This window comes from Paraburkholderia sp. 2C, assembly GCF_054589215.1.
Genome location: NZ_BAAILL010000032.1, coordinates 260,773 through 284,950 on the forward strand (window position 1 = coordinate 260,773; position 24,178 = coordinate 284,950).

Here is a 24,178-nt window from a genome sequence, read left to right on the forward strand (position 1 = left end):
ATGCTTGCCCATGCAAGGCCAGGAACGGGACTGCTGTGGATCAACGGGACGGCAGGTGCACGCGGCGCGTAAGCGTTGTCGCGGGAAATACGACATTCGCGCGGCATAAATCGGCTAAAGCGCCGCCTCTTTGAACAACCATTCCCGAAATGCCACGAATCCTGGGAGGTTCGCGCGTTCGGGCCGATAAACGACAAAGTATGCGAGCGCCGCGGGAAAGTCGATATCAGGGAACAGCCGTACGAGCCGCCCGGCCGCGAGATCGTCGCGCGCCATCACGCTGCGTGCGAGCGCGACGCCGTGGCCTTCGATAGCGGCCTGCAGCACGGCCGCCGAATTGTTGATCTTCATGCCGCGGTTGGTGGCAACGCCCGTCACGTCTGCTTTTTTCAGCCACGCGTGCCAGGAAGGAAAGCCCGCGTGGCCTTCCATCGACAGATCGTGAATCAGGGTTTCGCGTGCGAGGTCATGGGGCTTGCGCAGGCGCCGCGGCCCGCGCAACCGTTCCGGCGAAGCGACCGGGTAAACCTCTTCGTCCATGAGCTTGTCGGCCACGAGGCCGGGCCAGCTTCCCATGCCGTAGCGCACGCCGATATCGATGCGCCGCGCGATGAAATCGACGGGCTTCAGGCTCGTTTCGAGGCGCACGTCCATGTCGGGACAGGCAGTCTGGAACCGGTCGATGCGCGGCAGCAGCCACTTCGCGGCGAACGCCGGGCTGACGGTCACGGTCAGCACCCCGCTGTCGGCCGCGCCCTCCTTGAGCCGCTCGAGCCCGAGCGCGAGCCGGTCGAAGCCCGCACGGATATCCGGCAGCGCATGTTCGGCGGCTTCAGTGAGGACGAGGCGCGCCCGCCCACTGGCGCCGCGGTGAAACAGCGGCGCGCCGAGCCAGTCCTCGAGATTACGCACGAGTTGACCGACCGCGGCGGGCGTGACGTGCAGTTCGGCCGCCGCCGCGGAAAAGCTCTGGTGACGGGCGCTCGCTTCGAAGGCGCGCAAGGCGTTCAGATGGACAGGCGATTTCATGCCGTGGTGACGGTAAAGTTTCTCTTTCAATAAATCAAACTTTATCTCGTTTGCCGTCCGCAGTGAACCGGCGAAGAATCTCTGCTAAACATAGACCTGTCGCAATCGGCTGCGTCGAGTTCGACGCCGGCAACGGGCGCATGCGGTGTCAGCGCGAATATCAAGTTTTTCTTTCAGCATGGCGCCAATCTTTCTTTCAATTGATTCCTGTCGGTCGACAGGAAAAGGAAATGTCTGATGAACGAATCCTTCAAGGGCAAGAAGCTGCTGGTAGTCGGCGGCACGAGCGGCATGGGTCTCGAAACGGCGCGCACGGTGCTCGCCGGAGGCGGCAGCGCGGTTATCGTGGGCCATCGTCCGGAGAAGGCCGAAGCGGCACGCAAGGATCTGGCCGCGGCAGGCCAGGTTGCGTCGCTGACGGCAAACCTGAGCAGCGACGCGGACGTGACCGCGCTGCGCAAGATCATCGACGAGCAGCATCCGGACGTCGACCTGCTGGTCAATGCGGCCGGCGTGTTCTTCCCGAAGCCCTTTCTCGAGCATCAGGAAGCCGACTACGACCAGTACCTGAAGTTGAACAGGGCGACCTTCTTCATCACGCAGACGGTCGTCGCCAATCTCGTGGCGCGCAATCGCCCGGGCGCGATCGTCAACGTCGGTTCGATGTGGGCACGGCAAGCCATTGCGGCCACGCCGTCGTCGGCGTACTCGATGGCCAAGGCGGGCCTGCATTCGCTGACGCAGCACCTCGCGATGGAACTGGCGCCGAAGCAGATTCGCGTCAACGCGGTGTCGCCGGCCGTCGTGCACACGCCAATCTACGAAGGCTTTATTCCGAAGGCCGAGGTGCATGGCGCGCTGCAAGGCTTCAACGGCTTCCATCCGCTCGGCCGCATCGGCACGCCGCAGGATGTCGCCGAAGTCGTGGCGTTCCTGCTATCGGACAAGGCCGGCTGGGTCACCGGCGCGATCTGGGACGTCGACGGCGGCGTGATGGCCGGACGCAATTGATGGGCGGAAGGCGCGCGCTATCTCATCGTTGGCCGGCTTCGAGATCGATCACATAGTCCGCCCGATCCCGCGTGGAATCGATCAGCCGCGCATTGGCTTCATCGCTGCGTTCGACCCATTCCTTCGCGGCCTCGGCGGACCGGCCGAACTGCATGTGCCGCGCGATCAGCCGCTCGCGACGCAAATCGCCGTCGACATCGACGAACCAGATTTCGTCGATCAGCTCGCGCACATACCGCCAGTGGCCGTGCTCGAGCAGCAGATAATTGCCCTCGGTGATAACGACGGGCGTTTCGGGCAACACCGGAATCGCATTGGCGATCGGCTCCTCGATCTCGCGCCGGAACAGCGGCGCGTAGACGATTTCATCGTTAGCCTGCACACGCAGCCGACGCAGCAGCGCGACATAGCCCGCACTATCGAATGTATCTTCCGCGCCCTTGCGGTCCGCGCGGCCGAGTTGCGCGAGCACCGTGTTCGCAAGGTGATAGCCGTCCATCGGCACGACTACCGCCTCGCTGCCCAGATGTTCGACCAGCATTTGCGCAAGCGTCGACTTGCCCGCTCCGGGCGCGCCTGTCAGACCGATGATCAGGCGCTCGCGGTTGGCCGTCTTTGCGCGGATTCTTGCCAGATGGGTTTCGATCGTCATCTCCGGGGTCTCGTGATATTCATCCGGCCTTCTTTGTATCACGCCGGCGCCGCGACGCCCATCCCCGGCCACGCTCGGCTTCTTCGCATTCAGAACTTGTGCAGCAAGGCGATGCGAGCGTCCAGTTGTTCGTTCGAGGTGGACGGCGCAAAATGCCCACCGATCACCGGGTCGACTCCGCTCGATGCGCGCAGATAGTCGACACCGCCATAGACGAACGTGGTCTTGGACAAGTTATACGTCAACCCCGCCGCAAACTGGTTCCAGTGCTTGTGCTCGAACGTCGTGTACTGGTAAGCGACGATTCCCTGCAGCGCCACGGTCAGGTTGTAGATCGTGCCGATCTCGCCCGTTCGCAAGTTCGACGAAACGCCGTTGCTTTTCAGCGTGGTCTGCGTGACGTTCGCCATCAGTCGCGCCTTGCCGAAGTCGTACACGCCGCCGAGCACCAGGGCGCCCGCATAATCGAGCCGGAAGTTGCCGCTCGCGAACAGATCGGTCACTGCGCCGGTCGTCGGATTGACCGTTGCGACCGTCGTGCCGAGGAAATTCTTCAAGCCGATCTTGGCATACGGGTCGGTCGTCGTGCCGTTCAGGCGCGTGTACGCGAGGCCGATCGTGAGCGGCCTGTTCGAGTAGCGGATGCCCGCGCTCCATCCGCTGCCGTCATAGAAGTCGCCCGCCACGTTACTGAACGAATACATGCCGCCGAACGTGACGCCGTAGAACGTCGGGCTCACATATTTGATGGCGTTCGGCAGCCGGTCGGTGCCCATGCGGTCGTAATCGCCCTGATGCGAACCGTAGCCGGTCACATCGCCGCTCACGTTGTACATCGCGACGAAGTCGTTGATAAAGTCGTACTGCAGACCGAGCGTCACCGTGCCGAGGTCGTCCTTGCCGATGCCCACGTACGCGCGCCGACTGAACGCCGCGCCGCCGCCGAGCGCCTTGCCGGTGCCGATCTGAAACCCGCTCTCCAGATTGAACACGGCCTTCATGCCGCCGCCCAGATCTTCGTTTCCGATCACGCCCCAGCGGTTGCCTGTGTAGACGCCGTCGGCTTCCGAATATTGATGCTGGCCGCCCGCATTGTTGACATAGGTCAGGCCGCCGTCCAGCAGCCCGTACAAGGTCACGTAACTCTGCGCATGCGCCGGATTGGTGACGGTTGCACCAACGGCAAGCATTATCAGTAACCCTAAATATTTGTTCGAGTCAAAGGTCGTGGGTTTCATGTTTTTCTCTTAGCCCAGCGTCAGGAGCGCTGGAAACCGGACATCAGGCGATCGGCTCAGATTGCAGCCAATTCACCTGTTGCTGCCCGTTGGTCCATGTGGAACATCGTCGCTTGTTTCGTTGCTCGTTTCATTGCTTGTTTCGTTGCTCGTTTCATTGCTTGTTCGCGCCGGCTGCCAGATCCTGCAGCTTGCGCGCCGGATCGCCGAGCGCATCGCGGTCCACGCGATCGCGCTGCGCGATCATCTTGCGCAGCGACCGCATCTCGCGTCCGTTATTGATTGCTATCGCGCCGACCGGTACGTCCTGCTCCATAAAGATATGCATGTAGCCATTCTCGAAGGGCTCGCCGCGCGCCACCACGCTGTCCCATCGCACGGGTGCACCGGCGATCTGCACGTTGACGTCGTACTGATCCGTCCAGAACCACGGCACTTCCGCGTAAGGCGCGGCATCGCCCATCATCGCGCGCGCCACCGTCACCGCCTGGCTTTGCGCGTTGTGCCAGCTCTCGAGGCGGATATGCCGGTTAAGGAACGGATTGAAATGCCGGCTCACGTCGCCAATCGCGCGCACCCGCGGATCGCTGCTGCGCCCCCACTGATCGACCACGATGCCGTCGTCGACGGTCAGGCCCGCCGCTTCGGCGAGTTCGGTGTTCGGCACGGCGCCGATCCCGACCACCGCGGCATCCGCGGTCACGGTCACGCCATCGCTTGTGTAGAGACGCACGCCGCGCGCATCGCTGTCGATCGCGTCGACCGTCACGCCCGTTCTGATCTCCACGCCTTCGCGTCGGTGCAGATCCGCGAAGAAATACCCGAACTCGCTGGCGACCACGCGCGCGAGCGGTTGCGCCGCCGTCTCGAGCACCGTGACTTCCATGCCGCAGCGCCGGGCCGTCGCGGCGATCTCGAGGCCGACGAAGCCCGCCCCGATCACGGCGAGCCGCTTTCCCGCGGCGAGACGGCGTTTCACCGCAAGTGCATCGTCGATACCGCGCAGCGTAAAGACGTTCGCGCCATCGGCGCCGGGCACATTCAGGCGGCGCGCGCGCGCGCCCGTCGCAAGCACGAGCAGGTCGTACGACAGCGTATCGCCGTCGGCAAGACGCACGCGCCGATGCGACCGGTCGATCTCCACGGCCGCGCTGCCGGTGCGCAGCACGATCGACGCATTCGCATACCACTGCCACGGCCGAAGATACGTGCGCTCGGCGGGCATCGCACCGCTCAGCATGTCCTTCGACAGCGGCGGCCGTTCATAGGGCGGATAAAGCTCGCCGCCCACCAGCGACAGCGGTCCGGTATGCCCCGCTTCGCGCAGCGCTTCGGCCGCCCTTCCACCGGCATGGCCGGCGCCCACGATCACGATGCGTGCGGCTTTGTCAGGCACGTGCGTCAATTTCCACCTCGGCGATCAGATTCGGATGTGCGAACGCAAGCGTCGATCTCAGTGCGCCGCGACGCTCGCCCTGCTCATCGGACGGTAGGGTCCGAGCTTCTTCGCGGCTTCATTGGCGAACGAATCGTCGACCACATCCTCGACCTTGATGTCGCCGTGCACGAACCCTTGCTCCTTGAAGAAGCTCAGGTCGTTGCGCAGCGCCGCCATATGCACGTGCCCGTCGGGGTCGGCGGCATTCGGCGTGATCGCGCGGTAGACGGCCGCATTCTTGATCTTCGTGTACTGCGTGAGGATCGAGATCACGTCGTCGGCGGTCGGGCCGGCGAGCTTGCCGTCCTGCAGCGCGTCGTTGTAGTAGCGCAGTGCCCGCACATAGGCGTTCATGAACTTCTGCGCCTGATCGCGATGGTCGTTGATGAAGTTCTGCGAATACAGCACCACCGCGGTCTGCTGCCCCGGGTAGATCGCCTTTTCGCTCGCGCGCACCGCGACGCCCTTGCTGATCGCGAGCGTCACGGTCGGCTCGTTCGTCACGCTTGCGTCGATCTTGCGGTTCTGTAGTGCGACGAAGTGTTCCGGGAAGCCGAGATAGACGAGATCGACATCATGGATGGTCAGGCCGCCTTTCTTGAGCGCCTCGTTGAGCGCCGACTCCGAACCGGCACCCTTCGCCGCCACCGCGATTTTCAGGCCTTTGAGGTCGGCGAAGGACTTATAGCGGCCGCTGTCGGCCAGATCCTTTCTGACAAGCAACGTCGAATAATCGTAGCCCTCTTCGATAGACCCTTTGTCAGCGACGATCTTCATATCGATATTGCGCAGGCTTGCGTTATAAAGCCCTGCGGATACGGTACCGCCGCCGATTTCCAGCTGTCCGCTCGCGAGCGGCGCAATCATGCCCGCCGCCGAAGCGAACGGAATCAGATTGACCTTGAGCCCTTCGTCCTTGAAATAGCCCTTCGCGTCGGCGATAAAAAAGCCGACATCCGAACTCGTATTCGCGATGCCGACATCGAGCACCGGCAGATCGTCCGCACGCGCCACGCCGCAGAGCGCCCACGCGGCAGCCAGCAACGCCAGATAGCGCCATAGTTTCCTGCCCATTTCCAGACTCCTTATCGTTAGGAAAACCGCCAATAACTGCTGAAGCCCCGCTCATAGCACCGGTGTCGGCAACGCCTCTCCCGCAAACCACGCCCGCAGGTTGTCGATCACGAGTCGCCCCATCGCCGCGCGCGTCTCGACCGTCGCGCTCGCGATATGCGGCAACAGCACGACGTTGTCGAGTGCGAACAGTTCGCCGGGCACATGCGGCTCGTCATTGAACACGTCGAGACCCGCGGCGCCCAGCGAGCCGTCGAGCAGCGCGGCGACGAGCGCCGCCTGGTCGACGATCGTGCCGCGCCCGACATTGATCAGCGTGCCGTTAGGCCCAAGTTCCGCGAGCACCGGCGCATCGACGAGGTGATACGTCCCGGGACCGCCCGGCGCGGTAATCACGAGATAGTCGGCAGCGCGCGCGAGCTGCCGCAGATCGTCGTAGTACGCGTAGTCGACAGCGGGCTTACGGCGCGGACCGTAGTAGCTCACGTTCATTCCGAATGCCTCGGCGCGGCGCGCGAACGCAAGTCCGATCCGGCCCAGCCCAACGACGCCGACATGCGCGCCGCTCAAGCCGCGCGCGGGCGGCAATGGGCGTTGCGTCCATCCGCCAGACCGCACGAAGCGGTCGGCCGCGACGATGCGCCGCGCAACGGCGAGCACGAGCGCGATCGCCAGATCGGCGACCGCTTCGGTCAGCACATCGGGCGTGTGCGTAACCTGTATTCCGCGCGCACGCGTGGCATCGAGATCGATGTGATCGACGCCGATCGTCATCGTCGCAACGATCTTCAGATGGGGCAGCGCATCGAGCAGCGCGGCATCGACGCGACCATCCGCGAACGTCACGAGCGCCTGCGTGCGGTCGGCCCATTGCGCGAGCGCGCGTTCGCGGTCGGGCGCTTCCCACAGCCGATGCACGGTGAACTCGGCTTCGAGGGCCTCCATCGTCGCCTCGAAAACGGGCACTACGAGCACGACCTCAGGCTTGCCGGCAGCGCGCGGCGAAATCAGCGCTCGCATATGCGCTCCTCGCAAGGATCGACCGTCACCATGCCGTCGACGATCCGCACGGGCCACGCGCGTACCGGCTCCGTGCACGGCGCGCCGACCGCGCAGCCGGTGCGGATATCGAAGCGCCCCTGATGAAACGGACATTCGATTTCGCCGCCCTCCACATAGCCCTGCGAAAGCGAGCCGGGGCCATGCGAACAGCGATCGTCGATCACGAAATATTCGCCTTCGAGCCTGAAGACCGCATAGGACATCCCGCCCACGTCGCACCGCACGGGCGTGTCCTCGGTCACCTCGGCTGCGCTGCACAGCACGGTCGGGCTCGCTTGAGTCACCATCGTTTAGCTCCTTTGCGCATGCGCCCCACAGTGCGTGCGGCCGCATCGTTCAAGTAAGGTCGTGCGCACCCGGTCATTCGGCTTTCGCTCGCCAACCGTGGCCGCTCAGTTCGCCGCCGGCGTCGCGCGCGAGCGTGCGGAACGGCAGCGTGCCGATCAGCGCGATCAACCCCGCCGCGCCCAGCGCGATGCCGATATCGAACCGGTCCGGCGGATGCGTGGCGCCGGCATTCGCGAACAGTCGCAGCAGCATGGCGCTGACGGCCACACCCGCGCCGCTCGCCAGCGGCTGTACCATGCTCGCGAAGCTCGTGGCGGCGCTCGCGAGCGGCGGCGGCACGTCCGCATACACCACCGTATTGAGCGCGGCGAATTGCAGCGATCGGACGAAGCCGCCCACGAGCAGCACGGCCGCCATCACGGCCCATGGCGTCGATACGTCGAGCAGCAGACACACGAAAATCGACACGGCGCTCAGCACGCCGTTGGCCAGCAACACGCGGCGAAATCCGAAACGCCGCAAAATCGGCGGCGACGACGCTTTCATCAGAAACGCGCCGAGCGCCGAGAAAAACACCAGCACGCCGGCGGGAAACGCCGCCATGCCGAAGCCGATCTGCAACAGCAGCGGCAACAGAAAGCCGATCGCCGCCGCGGCCATGCGGAACGACGCGCCGCCGGCGATCGCCACGGCAAATGTCGTGATGCGCAACAGCGACAGTTCGAGCAGCGGCTCGTTCGAGCGGCGCATGTGATGCACGGCCCACGCGCCGAATGCCGTGGCAACCGCGAAGATCGCGACGCACGGCATCCACGCGCCGCCCGCCGCGACACGGTCGAGCCCGATCGTGAAACATCCGAGCGCGACCGCGGCCAGCACGGCGCCGCTCCAGTCGAACTTGCGGCAACTTTCGCTGCGCACGTTGTCGATCAGCACGCTGACGAAGCACACCCCGATCACGCCGACCGGAATATTCATGTAGAAAATCCAGCGCCACGACAGATAGCTCGCAAAGAACCCGCCGACCGGCGGCGCGAGCACCTGGCCGATTACGCCGGGCACCGTCACCATCGACATCGCGCGTACGAACGACGCCCGGTCGACACTGCGCAGCACGATCAGCCGTCCGACCGGCACCATCATCGCGCCGCCGATGCCCTGCACGACGCGCGACGCGACGAACAGGTCGAGCCGGTTCGCCATCGCGCATCCCACCGACGCAAGCACGAACACGACGATCGCCGCGCGAAATACCGAGCGGCTGCCGTAACGGTCGGCTGCCCAGCCGCTCATCGGAATGCACACGGCGACGGCCAGCATGTACGCGGTAATGCCCACGCTGACCGCCGCCGCCGACTGCCCGAACGAATGCGCCATCGCCGGCAGCGCCGTGGCGATCACGGTGCCGTCGAAGTTCTCCATGAAGTACGCGCATGCCACGACGAGTGGCACGGCCATTGACGTTTTAGTCGGGTTTGGCATCGCGCGGTCCATTGAATGGCGTATTCAGGTAATCGTTCAGGTAATCGAAGTGTTTGTGCTGTGCCTGGCGTGTTACGCCGGCCTTCTAGGCGATGCTCACGTGCAGGTCCGGCAGACCGTCGACATGCCCGGTCATCTCGTCGCCGCGCGAAACCGCGCCCACCCCCTCGGGCGTTCCTGTGAAGATCAGGTCGCCGGCCACGAGCTCGACGTACTCGGACAGAAAGGAGATCGTTTCCGCGACGCTCCAGATCAGGTCCGAGAGGTCGCCCTGCTGGCGCATCTGCCCGTTCACCTTGAGCCAGATCGCGCCGCGTTCGAAGTGGCCGCACTGACCGGCCGGCACGATCGGCGCGCACGGCGCCGATTGATCGAAGCCCTTCGACAGATCCCACGGCCGGCCCATTTTCTTGGCCACGCTTTGCAGATCGCGACGCGTCATATCGAGCCCCACCGCATAGCCGTAGACGCACTCGAGCGCGCGTTCGACCGGAATATCGCGGCCGCCCGACTGGAGCGCGACGACGAGTTCGATCTCGTGGTGGTACTCCTGCGTCTTCGTCGGATAGGCAACCGTGGTGCCGCTCGGCACGACCGCGTCGCTCGGCTTCATGAAAAAGAACGGCGGCTCGCGATTCGGATCGTGGCCCATCTCCCGCGCATGCGCCGCATAGTTGCGTCCCACGCAGTAAATTCGCCGCACCGGAAACGGTGCACCGCCCACGACCTCGACAGTCGCGACTTCAGGTACCGCAATGGCGTAATTCATTTGAACGCTCTCCTCAAGAAAACATTGGGCTGCTACGTCACATCAAATCGTCGAGGCACACCCGCGTCAAAGCGGATCGGGCTGTCTGCGCGCCGGATGCGTCACCTCTTCGCGCAGATGCCCCCAGATGCGATAGACGATCTCGCCGTACTTCGGCTCGTGACGCAGTTCGAGTACGTTGCGCGGACGCTCGAGCGGCACCTCGATCACCGTCTTGATGCGGCCCGGCTGTGCCGTCATCACCATGATCAGATCGCCGAGCGTGACCGCCTCGTCGACGCTGTGCGTAATGAACACCACCGTCTTGCGATGCTCTTCCCAGATACGCAGCAGCTCTTCCTGCAAGATGGTCTTGTTCTGCTCGTCGAGCGCGGAGAACGGCTCGTCCATCAGCAGCACTTCGGCATCGTTGGCGAAGGCCCGCGCAATCGATACGCGCTGCCGCATGCCGCCCGACAGCTGATGCGGATACAGATGCGAAAAGCGCGTGAGGCCCGTGCGGTCGAGAAAGTGCCCGACCACCTCCCTGATCTGCGCAGCGGGCGCGCGGCGCATGCGCAGCCCGTACGCCGCGTTGTCCCAGACGGTCATCCACGGAAAGATCGAGTCGCCCTGGAACACCACCGAATTGAGCGGCATCGGCGAGTTCCGCACGATATTGGCGCTGCCGTGCGTCGGCTGGTCGAGACCCGCGAGAATGCGCAGCAGGCTCGTCTTGCCGCAGCCGCTCGGGCCGACCACGCAGCAGAACGTGCCGTCGGCAATTTCGGCCGTGATGTTGTCGAGCACGGTCAACGGCCCGTGTTGCTTGGTCAGCCGGTCGATGCGGATCTTCGCCGGCGCCGGCCGCTGGGCGGCGCTAAGGTGGGGAGCGGCGTTGAATGCCGCGATGGCGTTTCTCATTTGTTCGTCTTCCAGGGAATCACGCGCCGTTCCAGTTCGTCGAAGAGAATCGTGATCAGAAAGCCGATCAGCGCAATCACGAACAGGCCCACATACATCTGCTCGACTTCGAAGGTCTCCCACGCGCTCCAGATCATGTAGCCGAGCCCTTTCTTCGCGCCCATCATCTCGGCGATCGCGATAAGGATCAGCGACAGACCCGCGCCGAGCTTCGCCCCCGTCATGATGAAAGGCAGCGCGCCGGGCAAGGCGATCGTGCGAAACGTATCCCAGCGGCCCGCGTTGAAGTTCTTGCCGACATCGAAATAGATGCTGCTGATCTCGCGCACGCCGGCCGACGTATTGATGACGATCGGATAGAACGCGCCGATCGCCACCATCACGATCTTCGACGACTCCCCGAGGCCGAAAATCAGCAATATCAGCGGCAGAATCGCGCTTTTCGGAATCGGATACGTGGCGGCGACGAGCGGCTCGATCGCAAGCCGGATGGGCCGGTACACGCCCATCAGAATGCCGAGCGCGAGCGCAGGCACGCCGCCCGCCACGAAGCCGATCAGGAGCCGGTGCAGCGTCGCCCACGTGTTGCGCTGAAGCTCGCCCGAACTGGCCATCACCCACATCGCGCGACCGATGCTGCTGGGCGCAGGAAAGAACCGCACATCGACCAGACCCGCTCGCGCGGCGCACTCCCACACGATCAGCAACGCGAGCGGCGACGCAAAGCCAAGCGCGCGCTCGCCCCAGCGCCGCGAACTGCGGCGCGCCGTGCGGCGGGCACGCCGGCGCGGCTCGATGCGCGTCGTCGTTTCGTCCAACACTTGCATGACGCCCTCCAGAGGACTTCGTGAGTTGAACTACCGCGCGGACTAGACCGCGACGTGCGGTTCGCCGTCGCGCACGACCGCCGACTCGACCGCCTTCGTGCGGAAGTTGCCGCCCACCTCGAGCAGGAACGACGCCGAACGCGTCTGCTGATGCGACGGGTCGAGCCCCGGTATGGGCTTGCCCTGATCGACCGCACGCAGCGCGGCGAAGAGCCGCTGACGCGCCAGCAGAATCGCGTTGTCGGTGGAAACGAGGTTTTCCTGCGTGCGGTCCGCAATCGCGCCCATGCTTTCCTGCACCGACGCATCCTGGATCGCGAGCCCTTTAATGCCGCTGTAGTAGCGGCCGGACTTCTGCTTTTCGCGGTCCATCAGATAGTCGTTGTGACAGTTCGCGACAGGCCGGAAGGTGCCGGGGATCAGCTCGACATGCACGCCGTGGCCGTTTTTCATCGCATCGAGTTCGTCGGACGACAGCGGCCGTTGCGGATGAAACGTCATCGTCCACGCGATGCAGCTCTCGTCGTCGATCGGCACCCATGCATGGCCGTTCAGGGCGTGACCGCCGCCGTATGGCGGAATCAGCGTGTACCACGGCATGATCCATTGCGTGAGCCGCCAGTAGTGCATGCCCGGTTCGGCGTCGCGCCGCGCGCCGATTGCGAGCCCGCCCGGCACGTCGAGAATGTCGAACACCGTATTGGTCGAGCGCGCGTATTTCGCGCCCTTCGTATTGCGATGGAGCGGATCGGTATCGAGTTCGCCGCGATGCAGGAACGACACGTGGCTCGAATCGATGCCGCCTTCCATCGCCTGCAGGTAATTGCACTCCTGGATGCGCTTCGAGAGAAAGCGGTGCGAGTCCGGCAGCCCGACCCATTCGAACGACGGCAGCGGCGGCTGCTGTTCGGGCGGTCCCATATACGTCCAGATCACACCGCCCATCTCGACACAGGGATAGGACACCAGCCTGATCTTGTTGCAGTACCCGTTACCCGCTTCCGATGGGACATCGACGCATTGTCCTGTGACATCGTATTTCCAGCCGTGGTACGGGCAGCGGATGCCGTGTTCCTCATTGCGGCCGAACCACAGCGACACGCCGCGGTGCGCGCAGAATTCGCCGATCAGGCCGATGCGCCCATCGGTATCGCGGAACGCGAGCAGCTTTTCCGACAGCAGGCCCACCCGCACGGGCGGGCAGTCGGCCTCGGGCAGTTCGCTCGCCAGCATCGCCGGAATCCAGTAGCGGCGGAACAGGCCGCCCAACTTGGTGCCGGGGCCGGTGCGCGTCAATGTTTCGTTCTGTTCAGCAGTCAACATTCGTCGATCCTCACTCTCATGTCTGAACGGGGACTTCGCGGCGACGAGGCGCCGCTCGTTCCCGGTGTTGGCTTCAGGCGGTCTCGCGCGAATCGACCGAAGGCTCGGACGCTTCATCGAACCGGGCGTCGAAGGCGAGCAACGCTGTCAGTTCGCGCGTGTTTTTCAGCGCATCGAGCGTGAACAGCTGCTCGGTCAAACGCTCAACGTGCGCGGCGCCCGCGAGCGGCTCGGCGTTTTCGCGCAATTTGTCGGCGAGATCGGCGTCGGAGAACGGATTCTTCGGATGCCCTGGGAATGGTTTGGCCGCGCCCTCGATCACACGGCCGTCCTCGAGCTCGAGTTCGACGCGCGACAGATAGCCGGCTTCGGCGCGCTTGTGCTTGCCGCCCGCGAGCGTGCCCAATTCGGGCGCCGGTTCGACCTTGATCCTGTCTTTCAGGAACGCCTGGCGTTTCGGATCGAGCACGCGCTCGAGGTCGAAGCTGTCGGTGCGGATATAGCCGTCCAGCACCGCGGCGGCAACGATATACGGCAGCGAGTGATCGGCCGTTTCGCGCGAAATCGGCTGCCACGGCGCCTGGCGAATCTTGACGAGGTGGTCGTAGGCGCCTTCTTCCGCGAATACGCGCACCTGCCTGATGGACGCCATCGTTGCGTTCGCGCCGGCCTCGGCGCGTGCGGCGAGCGCCGCCTGAATCGCACTTTGCGCGACCGAGCCGACCGGCCAGCGCTTCATATAGGTTTGCGCAACGCGGCTCAACGGCTTTTTCGCATCGAGCAGTTCGGCGAGCGGCGCGGCGATATCCCAGTTGTTCTGCAGCTTGCCGATAAAGCCGTATTTACCGACGAACGGCCGCACCGCGCCTTCGATACCGACCGAAGCGAGCAGGCAGGCCTGCAGTGCATTGCGCACCGCATCACTGCCGTTGAAACGTTTCCACATCGTCAGGTCGCCGCGCGCGTTGAGGTCGCCCGATTCGATTTCGTCGCTGGCCAGATGCGGCACGACCGTCATCGCAAGCGCCTCGCGAATCTGCGCCGCGTCGAGCTTGAGCACCGACGCGATCCCGCACGCCGCGCCGATCGCGGTCAGGTTCGTATAGTCCCAGCCGCCCGGCGCCGTCGAGAAGCAGTCGAACATCGCAGCCACGATCTCGTAGCCGACCGCGATCCCGGACAGCAATTCGGTGCCGCTCGCCCCGCACCATTCGGCCGCCGCGACCACACCGCCGATCATGTCGCTCGGGTGGCCGCTGTTGCGTTTTCCGACAAAGAAATCGTTGTAGTCGTAGCAGCGCAGCAAGACACCGTTCGTGAGCGCCGCGAGTTCGGGCGTGGTGCGATGCAACGTGCCCCACACGACGCAGCCGCTTTCCGGCATCGCAAAGCGATGAGCGTGGCGGCGCGCAAGCCGCGCAGCCGGATGGCCGAGCGCGCCGAGCGAAACCGCGAGCGAATCGACGAGTACACTCTTCGCCGCGTGCGCGGTGCGTGCATCGAGCGACTTCGATACCTTCGCAACGTAACCGGCAATCAGCTCCGCCACCGCGTCCCGATACTGGTCTTTCGACGTTTCCATCATGCGTATCCTCGTTGTTTGATGTTGTCCGACGCGCTGCCGCCGTGCGTCGCCGCAACTTCCCGATCCATCGCGGACGGGATCAGGGATGAATCTTTCGCAAACGTGACGAGCCGGAAGCCGCGCTGCGCAAACTGATACGCGGAGCGGCCCGAGCCGCACTGAATGCCGGGCACGACGCCGTGCCGCTTGCACGCGTTCAGGATTTTCTCGACCGCGGCGACGTGCTCCAGCTCTTCCTTGTCGAGATTGGGCGTGAGCCCCAGACCCAGCGCGAGATCGGCCGGACCCACGTAGATGCCGTCGAGGCCCGGCGTGCTCGCGATTTCATCGATGCGTTCGACGGCTTCGCGCGTTTCGACCATCACAAAGCACAGCACGCTGTCGCCGACCACCTCGATATCGCGCGTGTTCATCACCATCGACGCACGCACCGGGCCGAACGAGCGCACGCCCTTGGGCGCGTAACGGCAAGCGGCAACGGCCGCCGCGGCTTGCGCGGCGTTGTTGACCATCGGCACGACCACGCCCTGCACGCCGGCGTCGAGCGCTTTGCCGATCATCCATGGCACGTTCGCCGGCACGCGGGTGAGCGGCACGACGCCACGCCCCTCGATCGCGCGCAGCATCGCAACCATGTCGGCGTAGTCGACGAGGCCGTGCTGCTGGTCGATGCACAGATAGTCGACGCCCGGCACGCACATCAGCTCCGCACCAAAAGCGCACGGCAGCGCGGCCCATCCGCCGAACACGGGCTCGTCCCGCACCCATTTCTTTCTTAGTTCTTCCGTCGTGCTCATCGTGTATTCCCTCTCTTCTCAAACTTTTCGATCAGATATGATCAGCAGCACCGGGCAAACTTTCGCCGCGAAAAAAACCTTCGTCTAATACCGATTGGACCGACCACTTATCTGGAATGCCTATAACCATGGAGTTACGCCATTTCCGATACTTCGTCGCGGTCGCCGAGGAACTGAGCTTCACCAAAGCCGCACGCCGTCTGCACATCAGTCAGCCGCCGCTGAGCCAGCACGTTCAGGATCTCGAACGGGAGCTGGGCGCCGTGCTGCTCGATAGAAATCGAGGTCACGTGTCGTTGACCGAGGCGGGCGCGCTCTTTCTCGCGGAAGCGAAGACAGTGTTGACTCAGGCCGCGCATGCGGTCGACACCGCGAAGCGCGCGGGACGCGGCGAGGTCGGCGTGCTGCGTCTCGGCTTCACGGCCACTGCGCCGTTCACGCGCGAGTTTTCGAAGGTGGTGCAGGCGTATCGGCGCCAGTTGCCGCGCGTGCATCTCTCGCTGAAGTTCTCCACGACGGAGCCGATTCTCGAAGCGCTACGCATGTCAGAGCTCGACGTTGGACTGATCAGGCCCGCTACAAGCGCCGTCTTGCCCGAGTACATCACCGCCATTCCGGTGCGGCGCGACCGGCTGATGGTTGCATTGCACGCCAGGCATCCGCTTGCGCTTTCCGGAAGACCGATCGCGATCGAAGACCTTGCCGACGAACCATTCGTGCTTCGGCCGAATGGCGTGGGAGCGGGCTTTTACGAACAGGTCTACGAACTGTGTAATGACGCGGGCTTTACGCCGCATCTCGAACAGCAGGCCAATGAGGCGGCCACCATTCTGAGCCTCGTCGCGGCAGGGCTCGGTGTCACGATCCTGCCCGCGTCGCTGCAGGCCATATCGATGGTCGATGTGGTCTGGCGCGAGCTCGTGGCGAGCACGCACACGACGAGCATGGTCTACCTCGTCTTCAGAGCCGACGACGGCAACACATTCCAGCGCTCGTGCTTTATCGAGCTGATGCAGGAATTGAGCGAATCGAGCCGACGCGAAGCCGTTAGCTGAAAGCAGGCCCGAGGGAATTGGCCGCGAAAAACAGAACTCGATAACCGGTCCGAAAAGCGCACCTCAAGCAGGCGACCCGAACTCTCTGTAACATTAAGGGATGGAGACGTTTCGCTTACAGTCTGCTCACCTGCACACATAGCCTTCCCCGCCACGCCCGGCCGCTCGCGCAGCGGTCGCGCCAACCTTTACTCCAACTCAGCCCGGAGAAATATGGACACCGCCACCTACACCGATACCCTTTTGCTTATCGACGGCGAATGGTGCGCTAGCGCAAGCGGCAAAACCATCGACGTCGTCAATCCCGCAACCGGCAACGTGATCGGCAAGGTCGCGCATGCCGGCGTGACCGATCTGGAGCGCGCGGTCGCCGCGGCGCAACGCGGCTTCGAAGCCTGGCGTAAGGTTCCGGCATTCGACCGCGCGGCGATGATGCGCAAGGCCGCCACGCTGCTGCGCGAGCGCGCCGATTCGATTGCCCGGCTGATGACGCTGGAACAGGGCAAGCCGTTTGCCGAAGCGCGCATCGAGGTGATGTCGGGCGCCGATATCATCGACTGGTTCGCCGACGAAGGCCGCCGCGTGTATGGCCGCATCGTGCCGCCGCGCAATCTCGCCGCGCAGCAATCCGTCATCAAGGAGCCGATCGGGCCGGTGGCGGCGTTTACGCCGTGGAACTTCCCGGTCAATCAGGTCGTGCGCAAGCTGTCCGCAGCGCTTACCACGGGTTGCTCGTTTATCGTCAAGGCACCCGAAGAAACACCCGCGTCGCCTGCACAGCTGCTGCGCGCGTTTGTCGACGCGGGTGTACCAGCCGGCGTGGTCGGCCTCGTGTACGGCGATCCCGCGGAAATCTCGCGCTTCCTGATTGCCCATCCGGCCATCCGTAAGGTGACGTTCACGGGCTCGACCGCTGTCGGCAAGCAACTGGCGGCGCTCGCCGGCCAGCATATGAAGCGCGCAACGATGGAGCTCGGCGGCCATGCGCCGGTCATCGTCGCGGAAGACGCCGATATCGAACTCGCCGTGCGCGCATCGGGCGGCGCCAAATTCCGTAATGCAGGCCAGGTTTGCATTTCGCCGACGCGCTTCCTTGTGCACAACAGCGTGCGCGAAGATTTCGCGCGCGCGCTCGTCAAGCACGCGGAAGGGCTGAAGCTCGGCGACGGCCTCGCCGAAGGCACGACGCTCGGGCCACTCGCGAATCCGCGCCGTTTGACCGCGATGACAAACATCGTCGCCAATGCGCGCGAAAAAGGCGCGACCGTCGCGACCGGCGGCGAGCGCTTCTTCGACGCGGGCAACTTCTTCCGGCCGACCGTGCTGACCAATGTGCCGCTCGACGCCGATGTGTTCAACGAGGAGCCGTTCGGTCCGATCGCCGCGATTCGCGGCTTCGATTCGCTCGAGGACGCGATTGCGGAAGCCAACCGCCTGCCGTACGGTCTCGCGGGCTACGCGTTCACGCGCTCGTTCCGCAATGTTCATCTGCTGTCGAATTCGCTCGAAGTCGGCATGCTGTGGATCAACCAGCCGGCCACGCCGGGTCCGGAAATGCCGTTCGGCGGCGTCAAGGATTCGGGCTACGGCTCGGAAGGCGGCCCGGAAGCACTCGAGCCGTACCTCGTGACCAAGTCGGTGACGGTGATGTCGGTATAAGGCGCGATTCCGCACGCGCAAATGGGCAATGTGCATATTTGCGCCGGATGCGGCAGACGGACCGGGGCTCACGCCCCGGTCTTTTTTTGTGCGCGGAATTCCCCGCTGCACCGGCCGTTCTGGTCAGTGGATCGTCTGCATCGGATATTTGACCGATACCGGCAAAGCCCGTGCAGCGCGATGCTGTGACCTACGGGCTCGATGCAGCCATACGCATCCCGGTGCCAGCCGGTCCACTCACTTACCCAGAAAGGAAACGATAATGAAACGAATGACTATCGCGCTTGCGGCCCTCCTGTTCACCAGCGTAACGGCCATCGCCGCCCCGCCCGCCGCCCCTGCGCGGATTCGCGGCACCATTTCGTCGGTCGATGCGGGCAAGATTGTCGTGCATACCACGGCAGGCGACGATCTCCCGATCGCGCTCAACGCCGACACGAAATACCTTGGCGTGATCAATTCGAGTCTCGACAAGATCGAGCAAGGCAGCTACATCGGCACGGCCACCAAGAGCGTCGGCCCGACGCAGGTCGCGCTCGAAGTGGTGGTCTTTCCGGCCGCGATGAAAGGCATCGGCGAAGGCCATTACGCGTGGGACAAACTGCCCGATACGACGCTGTCCGGCGGCCACTCGACCACGGCGAGTGCAATGACGAACGGCAATGTCGCGTCGGTTTCCGCGCCTTCCGGCGCGAGCGTGAACAGCGCGATGACGAACGGCAACGTGAGCACGGCGTCCGCGCAGAACGGCGTGAAGAAACTGACCGTTTCCTACAAGGGCGGCGAGCAAAGCATCATCGTGCCGCCGACTGCACCGATCGTCACGTTTCGCCCCGGTTCGACGGCGGACCTGATGAAAGGCGCATCGGTCTTCGTGCAGGCGGTGACCAACGGCGGCCAGGCGACGGCCGGCCTCGTCGCCGTCGGTATCGACGGTGTCAAGCCCCCGATGTAAGCCGCAGCCCGGTGACCTACCGGGCTGTTATCACCCCCACTTCATTCTGAGGAGACGCCGATGCGCAAGGCTCCCGGGTCATCGCGGCCCGCTCATCCGGTTCCGATCCGCGTGATGCACTGGATCGGCGTCTACGCGATGGGATGCATGATTTTCAGCGGCTGGGAAATCTACAATGCGTCGCCCGATCTGCCGTTTGTCTTTCCGGCCTGGACAGGCCTGGGCGGCTGGCTCGGCGGCGCGCTCGCATGGCATCTCAGCGCAATGTGGCTGCTGTGCGCCGACGGGCTCGCCTATCTGATTTACGGCTTCGTATCGGGTCATTTCCGTGACGATCTGCGGCCGCCCTCGATCGGCGCGTTTGCGCGCGATATGGTTGCGGCCCTGCGCTTTCGGCTCGGGCATCGGCTCGGGCACTACAACGCGGTGCAACGCGGGCTCTATGTGGGCGTGATCGTCGCCGTCGTGCTGCAGGTGGCGACCGGGCTCGCGGTCTGGAAGCCGGTGCAGTTTGGCTGGCTTGCGTCCGCATTCGGCGGCTATCCGCTCGCGCGTCATATCCATCTCGCGATCATGTTCGGGATTGTCGCGTTCGCGGTCGTTCATGTGACGCTCGTCGCGATTCATCCGCGGACGTTGAAATCGATGATCGTTGCCGCGCCGCGCGAAACGGAGGAACAACGGTGACAGACAAACGCAGACTCGTTGCCGTAAGCGCCGACGACATCAAGGCGGACTTGGCCCGCGCCAGCCGGCGCGGCTTCCTGAAGCGCACGCTTTCGCTCGGCGGCCTCGCATTGCTGAGCGGCTGCGATCTCTCGACGCATTCGGGCGTCGACGCGGCGCTCGAATCGATACTTCGCTTCGACGATCGGGTTCAGGCCGCGCTGTTCAGCCGCAATCGGCTCGTGCAGACGTATCCGGCGAGCGCGATTACACGGCCTTTTCGCTTCAATGCGTATTACCCGGACTGGCAGGTGCGCGCGGTGCCGGACGGCTGGGTGCTGAATGTGGCAGGACAGGTTGCCCAGAAGCGGCCATGGACGCTCGAAGCGCTGATGGCGCTGCCGCAGGAGAGCCAGATTACGCGGCATATCTGCATCGAAGGCTGGAGTCAGATCGGGCAGTGGCGCGGCGTGCCGTTGCATGTGTTTCTTCGCCATATCGGCGCGGATCTGAATGCGCGCTATGTCGCATTCACCTGCTTCGACGGCTATTCGACCAGTATCGATATGGCAAGCGCGCTGCATCCGCAAACCCTGCTTGCGCTCGATTTCGACTCGCAACCGCTCGAGCCGCAATGGGGCGCTCCGGTGCGGCTGCGAATTCCGACCAAGCTCGGTTTTAAGAGTGCGAAAAACATCGAAGCCATCGAGGTAACCAATTCGTTTCCCGGAGGGTATTGGGAGAAGCAGGGATACGACTGGTTCGCGGGCGTTTGAATGGGTCGGTTACCTGATCGTCGGAGAATCTTCGTCACGCGCACACTGCCTTCGCGAATGGCCTCTTCAAGCCGCGCCGGATGAACCACCCTGCCCGGAAGGGGGTTTGTCCGCCCGGTGAATGAAATGGTGAGGAGTCGAATCGTGAACGAACGGATCTCAACGGGACATTACATCGAGACCGCCCGGCATCGGACAGCGTGGATCGAGGCCGGTCCGCAGCAAGGACCTCTGATGATCTTTCTGCATGGCTGGCCGGCACTCGGGCTGGTGTGGCGGCGGCAGATCGAGCATTTCGCCGCGCGCGGCTGGCGTTGCGTCGCGCCGGACATGCGCGGCTACGGCGGATCGTCGAGGCCGGATCGCACGAGCGCCTATGCTGTACCCGAACTCGTTGCCGATATGGTCGAGTTGCACGATGCGCTGGGCGGCGCGCCGGCTGTCTGGGTCGGGCACGACTGGGGAAGCCCGGTTGCCTGGTCGATCGCTTCGCATCATGCCGGGCGATGCCGGGGCGTGGTCAATCTTTGCGTCCCTTATGTTGCGCGTGGCTTCGCGCTGCCTTCAATACTGCCTTTGATCGACCGCGATCTCTATGCGCAAGACCGCTATCCGGTCGGTCAGTGGGATTACTGGCTCTTCTACCGCGAGCATTTCGCACGCGCCGCAAAGGACTTCGAAGCGGATACGGAGGCGACGCTCGCGCTGCTGTATCAAAGGAGGCCTAAGCGCGAGCCCGGTGTGGCCGCCTTCACAGCGGGCATTCGCGCGCAAAACGGCTGGTTCGGCGCAGCCGGCCGTGCACCTGCGACTCCGCGCGAGGGCGTGCTGCTTGGCCAGGACGATTTCGACACGATGGTGGCGGCGTTTGCCGAGACGGGCTTCGCCAGCGCCAACGCATGGTATATGAACGACGCGGCCAATCTTGCCTATGCGGCTCAAGCCCCTAACTTTGGGCGCATCTCGCTGCCGTCGCTATTTATTCACGCGACCCACGACGCCGTGTGCGATACGACGGTAAGCCGCCTCGCCGAGCCGATGCGCGAGGATTGCGAGCGGCTGACTGAAGCGACGATTGACGGCGGGCACAACATCATGCTGGAACAGCCGCTGGCGGTGTGCCGGGCGATGGATCAGTGGTTGAAGGTGGAAGCGCCTGGCGCGTAACCCTCAGATCACACCCTGCGCATTCACATACAGCGCATAGAGGCCGTTGACCGTTGCCATAAATAGCTGGTTGCGATGCTCGCCGCCAAAACAGACGTTCATGCATCGCTCCGGCAATTCAATGTGTCCGAGCAACTCGCCATGCGGTGAAAAGACCTGCACGCCATCGAGACGGGGCAAGACTACGCACCCAACAAGTCCTCAATCATCACCGGCAGCTTACGCACCCGCACCCCCGTCGCGTGATACACAGCATCCGTGATCGCCGCGGCAATCCCCGCCAGACCGATCTCCGCAATCCCTCGCGCGCCGAGTTCATTGAACACGGTGTCGGGGTAATCGAGAAAGGTCACATCGAGCGCCGGGCTATCCGCGTGCGACGCGATGATGTAATCGGCGAGATTGCTGTTGATCGGCGCCCCGCTGCGCGGGTCATACATCGTGTGTTCGAACAGCGCCATGCCCACGCCCATCACCACCGCTCCTTCGATCTGATTGCGTCCCGCATGCGGGTTCAGGATGCGGCCCGCGTCGATCACGGTCACCACCCGGCTCACGCGCAGTCGCGCGATCTCCGGCTGCCAGGTCACCTCCGCGAAGTGCGCCCCGTATGAATAGATCGAATACTCCTTCTTCAGCGGATCGTCGAAGCCGCCCTGCGCACTGCCATTACCCGACGCCGAATACATCTTCGCCGCCTGCAGTATCGCGCCAAACGGCACCCCCGTTTCGGGCGCCGCATCCTTGCGATGCACGCGGCCCGCGGTGAACGCAAGCTCTTCCCGTTTCGCGCCCTTGAACGGCGACTCCGCAATCGCCCCCGCACGCGCAAGCACGATATCGACGGCCGCGCGCACCGCCTGCAGCACGGCGGGAATCACCGACGCCGTCGCCGCCGAACCTCCCGAAACCGGTCCGAGCGGCAGCATCGTATCGCCGAGTTCGACATCGATGCGCTCGAGCGGCAAACCCGTTTGCGACGCAACCAGTTGCGCGAGAATCGTGTAGGTACCCGTACCGATATCCTGCGTGCCGCACACCACGCGCGCCGACCCGTCCGCGCGCAGATCCACCGACGCCTGCGCCGAAAAGCGCAAACCCGGCCACCCGCACGCGCCGACGCCCCAACCGAGCGTCAGCCCGTCGCGTTTCATCGATCCCACCTGAGGCGTGCGCCGCGCCCAGCCGAATTTCTCCGCACCGGTACGCAGGCACTCCGTGAGATGACGCGACGAAAACGGCAGGCCCGTGCTTTCGTCGACCTGCGGCTCGTTCTTCAACCGCAACTCGACGGGATCGATGTTCAGTTCGCGCGCGAGTTCGTTCATCGCCGATTCGAGCGCGTAGAGCCCGGGAACCGCGCCCGGCCCGCGCATCGCCGTCGGCGAGCCGACATGCCGTTTCACGAGCCCCGAACTCACGCGCAGATTCGGCACGCTGTACAGGAACGGCGTGATTTCGCCGCAGGTTTCCTGATAGTCGTCGCCGATCGACGTGTGGTTCACGTACTCGTGACGGATCGAAGTGAGCTTGCCGTCACGATCGGCCGACAGCCGCATGCGCTGTTGCGTCACCGGACGATGGCCGACATTCTGGAACATCATCTTGCGGCTCACGACCAGCTTGACGGGCCGCCCCGTATGCCGTGTCGCCGCCGCGGCGAGCAGCGAATGTGGCCACATCCACAACTTGCCGCCGAAGCCCGAACCGAGAAAGCGCGAGATCACGCGCACTTTCTCTTTAGGCAACCCGAGCATCTGCATCAGCGTGCCCTGATGATTCGATACCGCCTGGCTCGTTTCATAAAACGTGTAGCCGTCGCCATCCCACTGCGCGACCGTCGCATGCAGTTCGATCGGGTTATGCGTTTCGACCGGCGTCACGTAGGTGGCGTCCAGTTTGACGGGCGCGCTGTCGTAGGCACGCGCGGCGTCGCCGCGTTCGCTTTCGACATGCAGTTCGTCATGGCTGTCGAGCTTATCGCTCACGTCATGCCCGTCCACCTCATACCCGACCTTCACCGCGACGGCAGCGGCGCTCGCGGCTTCGAACGTATCGGCAATCACCACCGCAACGTACTGGCCGTAGTAGCGGATCACATCGTCTTCAAAAGGCGGGCGCTGCTCGTCGACGAAGCCCGTGTCGATCGAATTGCCCGAGATCCTATAGAAGCGGCCGATATTGCCGCGATGAAGCACGGCATGGACGCCCGGCATGCTCTGCGCAATCGCGAATTCAAACGACGTAATGCGCCCGCTCGCAATCGTGCTGCATACCGGCACGGCATACAGCAGTCCCGGCAGATCGACATCCGACGTATACGTCGCCGCGCCGCTGACTTTCAACGGTCCGTCGACGCGCGCTTGCGGCTGCCCGATCACGGACAGCGGAGTGTCACTCACGGTGGACATGATGAAGTCCT

22 protein-coding genes and 1 pseudogene are annotated in these 24,178 nt (G+C 64.0%); 7 read left to right on the forward strand and 16 right to left on the reverse strand.

The genetic code is table 11. The features are described from left to right. Positions 1–114: 114 nt before the first annotated feature. Positions 115–1,029: a transcriptional regulator GcvA gene (gcvA, locus tag ACYPXD_RS09370; RefSeq protein ID WP_459710101.1), complete on the reverse strand. Its 915-nt coding sequence runs from the start codon at positions 1,027–1,029 to the stop codon at positions 115–117. 237 nt (positions 1,030–1,266) lie between these two features. On the opposite strand from gcvA, the gene ACYPXD_RS09375 reads away from it, so the two are divergent. Further along, entirely contained in the window at positions 1,267–2,040 is a 774-nt protein-coding gene (locus ACYPXD_RS09375; protein WP_459710103.1) for an SDR family NAD(P)-dependent oxidoreductase, read from the forward strand. A 22-nt stretch (positions 2,041–2,062) separates the two neighbouring features. Here the strand turns inward: ACYPXD_RS09375 and ACYPXD_RS09380 are convergent, their stop codons facing one another. The 13 genes from ACYPXD_RS09380 to ACYPXD_RS09440 all read right to left on the reverse strand — a co-directional run bounded on the left by ACYPXD_RS09380 (position 2,063) and on the right by ACYPXD_RS09440 (position 15,478). Next, positions 2,063–2,692, reverse strand: a complete 630-nt coding sequence (locus tag ACYPXD_RS09380; RefSeq protein ID WP_459710105.1) for a nucleoside/nucleotide kinase family protein — start codon at positions 2,690–2,692, stop codon at positions 2,063–2,065. 89 nt (positions 2,693–2,781) lie between these two features. Continuing rightward, positions 2,782–3,882 (reverse strand): porin, encoded by a 1,101-nt coding sequence (locus ACYPXD_RS09385; RefSeq protein ID WP_459710107.1) that lies wholly within the window; start codon positions 3,880–3,882, stop codon positions 2,782–2,784. Between the two features lie 202 nt (positions 3,883–4,084). Next, on the reverse strand, positions 4,085–5,326 hold the full coding sequence (locus ACYPXD_RS09390) for an NAD(P)/FAD-dependent oxidoreductase (RefSeq protein ID WP_459710110.1): 1,242 nt from the start codon (positions 5,324–5,326) through the stop codon (positions 4,085–4,087). A gap of 57 nt (positions 5,327–5,383) precedes the next feature. Further along, entirely contained in the window at positions 5,384–6,442 is a 1,059-nt protein-coding gene (locus ACYPXD_RS09395; RefSeq protein ID WP_459710113.1) for an ABC transporter substrate-binding protein, read from the reverse strand. Positions 6,443–6,493: 51 nt separating this feature from the next. Beyond that, the gene (locus ACYPXD_RS09400) at positions 6,494–7,462 is read right to left on the reverse strand and encodes a 2-hydroxyacid dehydrogenase (protein WP_459710115.1); all 969 of its coding nucleotides are present in this window, start codon (positions 7,460–7,462) and stop codon (positions 6,494–6,496) included. Next, positions 7,450–7,791 (reverse strand): non-heme iron oxygenase ferredoxin subunit, encoded by a 342-nt coding sequence (locus ACYPXD_RS09405; RefSeq protein WP_459710117.1) that lies wholly within the window; start codon positions 7,789–7,791, stop codon positions 7,450–7,452. The genes ACYPXD_RS09400 and ACYPXD_RS09405 overlap by 13 nt, the downstream gene beginning before the upstream one ends. A gap of 73 nt (positions 7,792–7,864) precedes the next feature. Then, positions 7,865–9,286 (reverse strand): MFS transporter, encoded by a 1,422-nt coding sequence (locus ACYPXD_RS09410; protein WP_459710120.1) that lies wholly within the window; start codon positions 9,284–9,286, stop codon positions 7,865–7,867. Positions 9,287–9,359: 73 nt separating this feature from the next. Further along, the gene (locus ACYPXD_RS09415) at positions 9,360–10,043 is read right to left on the reverse strand and encodes a fumarylacetoacetate hydrolase family protein (protein ID WP_459710122.1); all 684 of its coding nucleotides are present in this window, start codon (positions 10,041–10,043) and stop codon (positions 9,360–9,362) included. A gap of 66 nt (positions 10,044–10,109) precedes the next feature. Continuing rightward, the gene (locus tag ACYPXD_RS09420; protein WP_459710124.1) at positions 10,110–10,946 is read right to left on the reverse strand and encodes an ABC transporter ATP-binding protein; all 837 of its coding nucleotides are present in this window, start codon (positions 10,944–10,946) and stop codon (positions 10,110–10,112) included. Continuing rightward, positions 10,943–11,773: an ABC transporter permease gene (locus tag ACYPXD_RS09425; protein ID WP_459710126.1), complete on the reverse strand. Its 831-nt coding sequence runs from the start codon at positions 11,771–11,773 to the stop codon at positions 10,943–10,945. Before ACYPXD_RS09425 ends, ACYPXD_RS09420 begins: the two co-directional genes overlap by 4 nt. Before the next feature lie 42 nt (positions 11,774–11,815). Beyond that, positions 11,816–13,096, reverse strand: coding sequence for a Rieske 2Fe-2S domain-containing protein (locus ACYPXD_RS09430; protein WP_459710128.1), 1,281 nt, complete (start codon positions 13,094–13,096; stop codon positions 11,816–11,818). Between the two features lie 73 nt (positions 13,097–13,169). Beyond that, complete coding sequence (locus ACYPXD_RS09435; protein ID WP_459710132.1) at positions 13,170–14,681, reverse strand: MmgE/PrpD family protein; 1,512 nt, start codon at positions 14,679–14,681, stop codon at positions 13,170–13,172. Then, complete coding sequence (locus ACYPXD_RS09440) at positions 14,678–15,478, reverse strand: HpcH/HpaI aldolase family protein (RefSeq protein ID WP_459710134.1); 801 nt, start codon at positions 15,476–15,478, stop codon at positions 14,678–14,680. Before ACYPXD_RS09440 ends, ACYPXD_RS09435 begins: the two co-directional genes overlap by 4 nt. A gap of 128 nt (positions 15,479–15,606) precedes the next feature. On the opposite strand from ACYPXD_RS09440, the gene ACYPXD_RS09445 reads away from it, so the two are divergent. From ACYPXD_RS09445 to ACYPXD_RS09470, 6 genes are all read left to right on the forward strand, one after another. Continuing rightward, positions 15,607–16,533, forward strand: a complete 927-nt coding sequence (locus ACYPXD_RS09445) for a LysR substrate-binding domain-containing protein (protein ID WP_459710136.1) — start codon at positions 15,607–15,609, stop codon at positions 16,531–16,533. A 213-nt stretch (positions 16,534–16,746) separates the two neighbouring features. Continuing rightward, positions 16,747–18,192 carry an NAD-dependent succinate-semialdehyde dehydrogenase gene (locus ACYPXD_RS09450; RefSeq protein WP_459710138.1) on the forward strand — a complete coding sequence of 482 codons (1,446 nt, stop codon included), beginning with the start codon at positions 16,747–16,749 and terminating at the stop codon, positions 18,190–18,192. Between the two features lie 262 nt (positions 18,193–18,454). Next, a complete protein-coding gene (locus tag ACYPXD_RS09455) occupies positions 18,455–19,147 on the forward strand; it encodes a hypothetical protein (protein ID WP_459710140.1) in 693 nt (230 codons plus the stop codon). 60 nt (positions 19,148–19,207) lie between these two features. Beyond that, positions 19,208–19,834, forward strand: coding sequence for a cytochrome b/b6 domain-containing protein (locus tag ACYPXD_RS09460; protein ID WP_459710142.1), 627 nt, complete (start codon positions 19,208–19,210; stop codon positions 19,832–19,834). After that, a complete protein-coding gene (locus ACYPXD_RS09465; RefSeq protein WP_459710144.1) occupies positions 19,831–20,589 on the forward strand; it encodes a molybdopterin-dependent oxidoreductase in 759 nt (252 codons plus the stop codon). Before ACYPXD_RS09460 ends, ACYPXD_RS09465 begins: the two co-directional genes overlap by 4 nt. Before the next feature lie 144 nt (positions 20,590–20,733). Beyond that, the gene (locus ACYPXD_RS09470; RefSeq protein WP_459710146.1) at positions 20,734–21,756 is read left to right on the forward strand and encodes an alpha/beta fold hydrolase; all 1,023 of its coding nucleotides are present in this window, start codon (positions 20,734–20,736) and stop codon (positions 21,754–21,756) included. 3 nt (positions 21,757–21,759) lie between these two features. Here ACYPXD_RS09470 and ACYPXD_RS09475 read toward each other — a convergent pair. Next, positions 21,760–21,927 (reverse strand): annotated as a pseudogene (locus tag ACYPXD_RS09475) (SMP-30/gluconolactonase/LRE family protein); the annotation flags it as partial. 11 nt (positions 21,928–21,938) lie between these two features. Beyond that, on the reverse strand, positions 21,939–24,167 hold the full coding sequence (locus ACYPXD_RS09480) for a xanthine dehydrogenase family protein molybdopterin-binding subunit (RefSeq protein WP_459710149.1): 2,229 nt from the start codon (positions 24,165–24,167) through the stop codon (positions 21,939–21,941). Positions 24,168–24,178 lie beyond the last annotated feature (11 nt).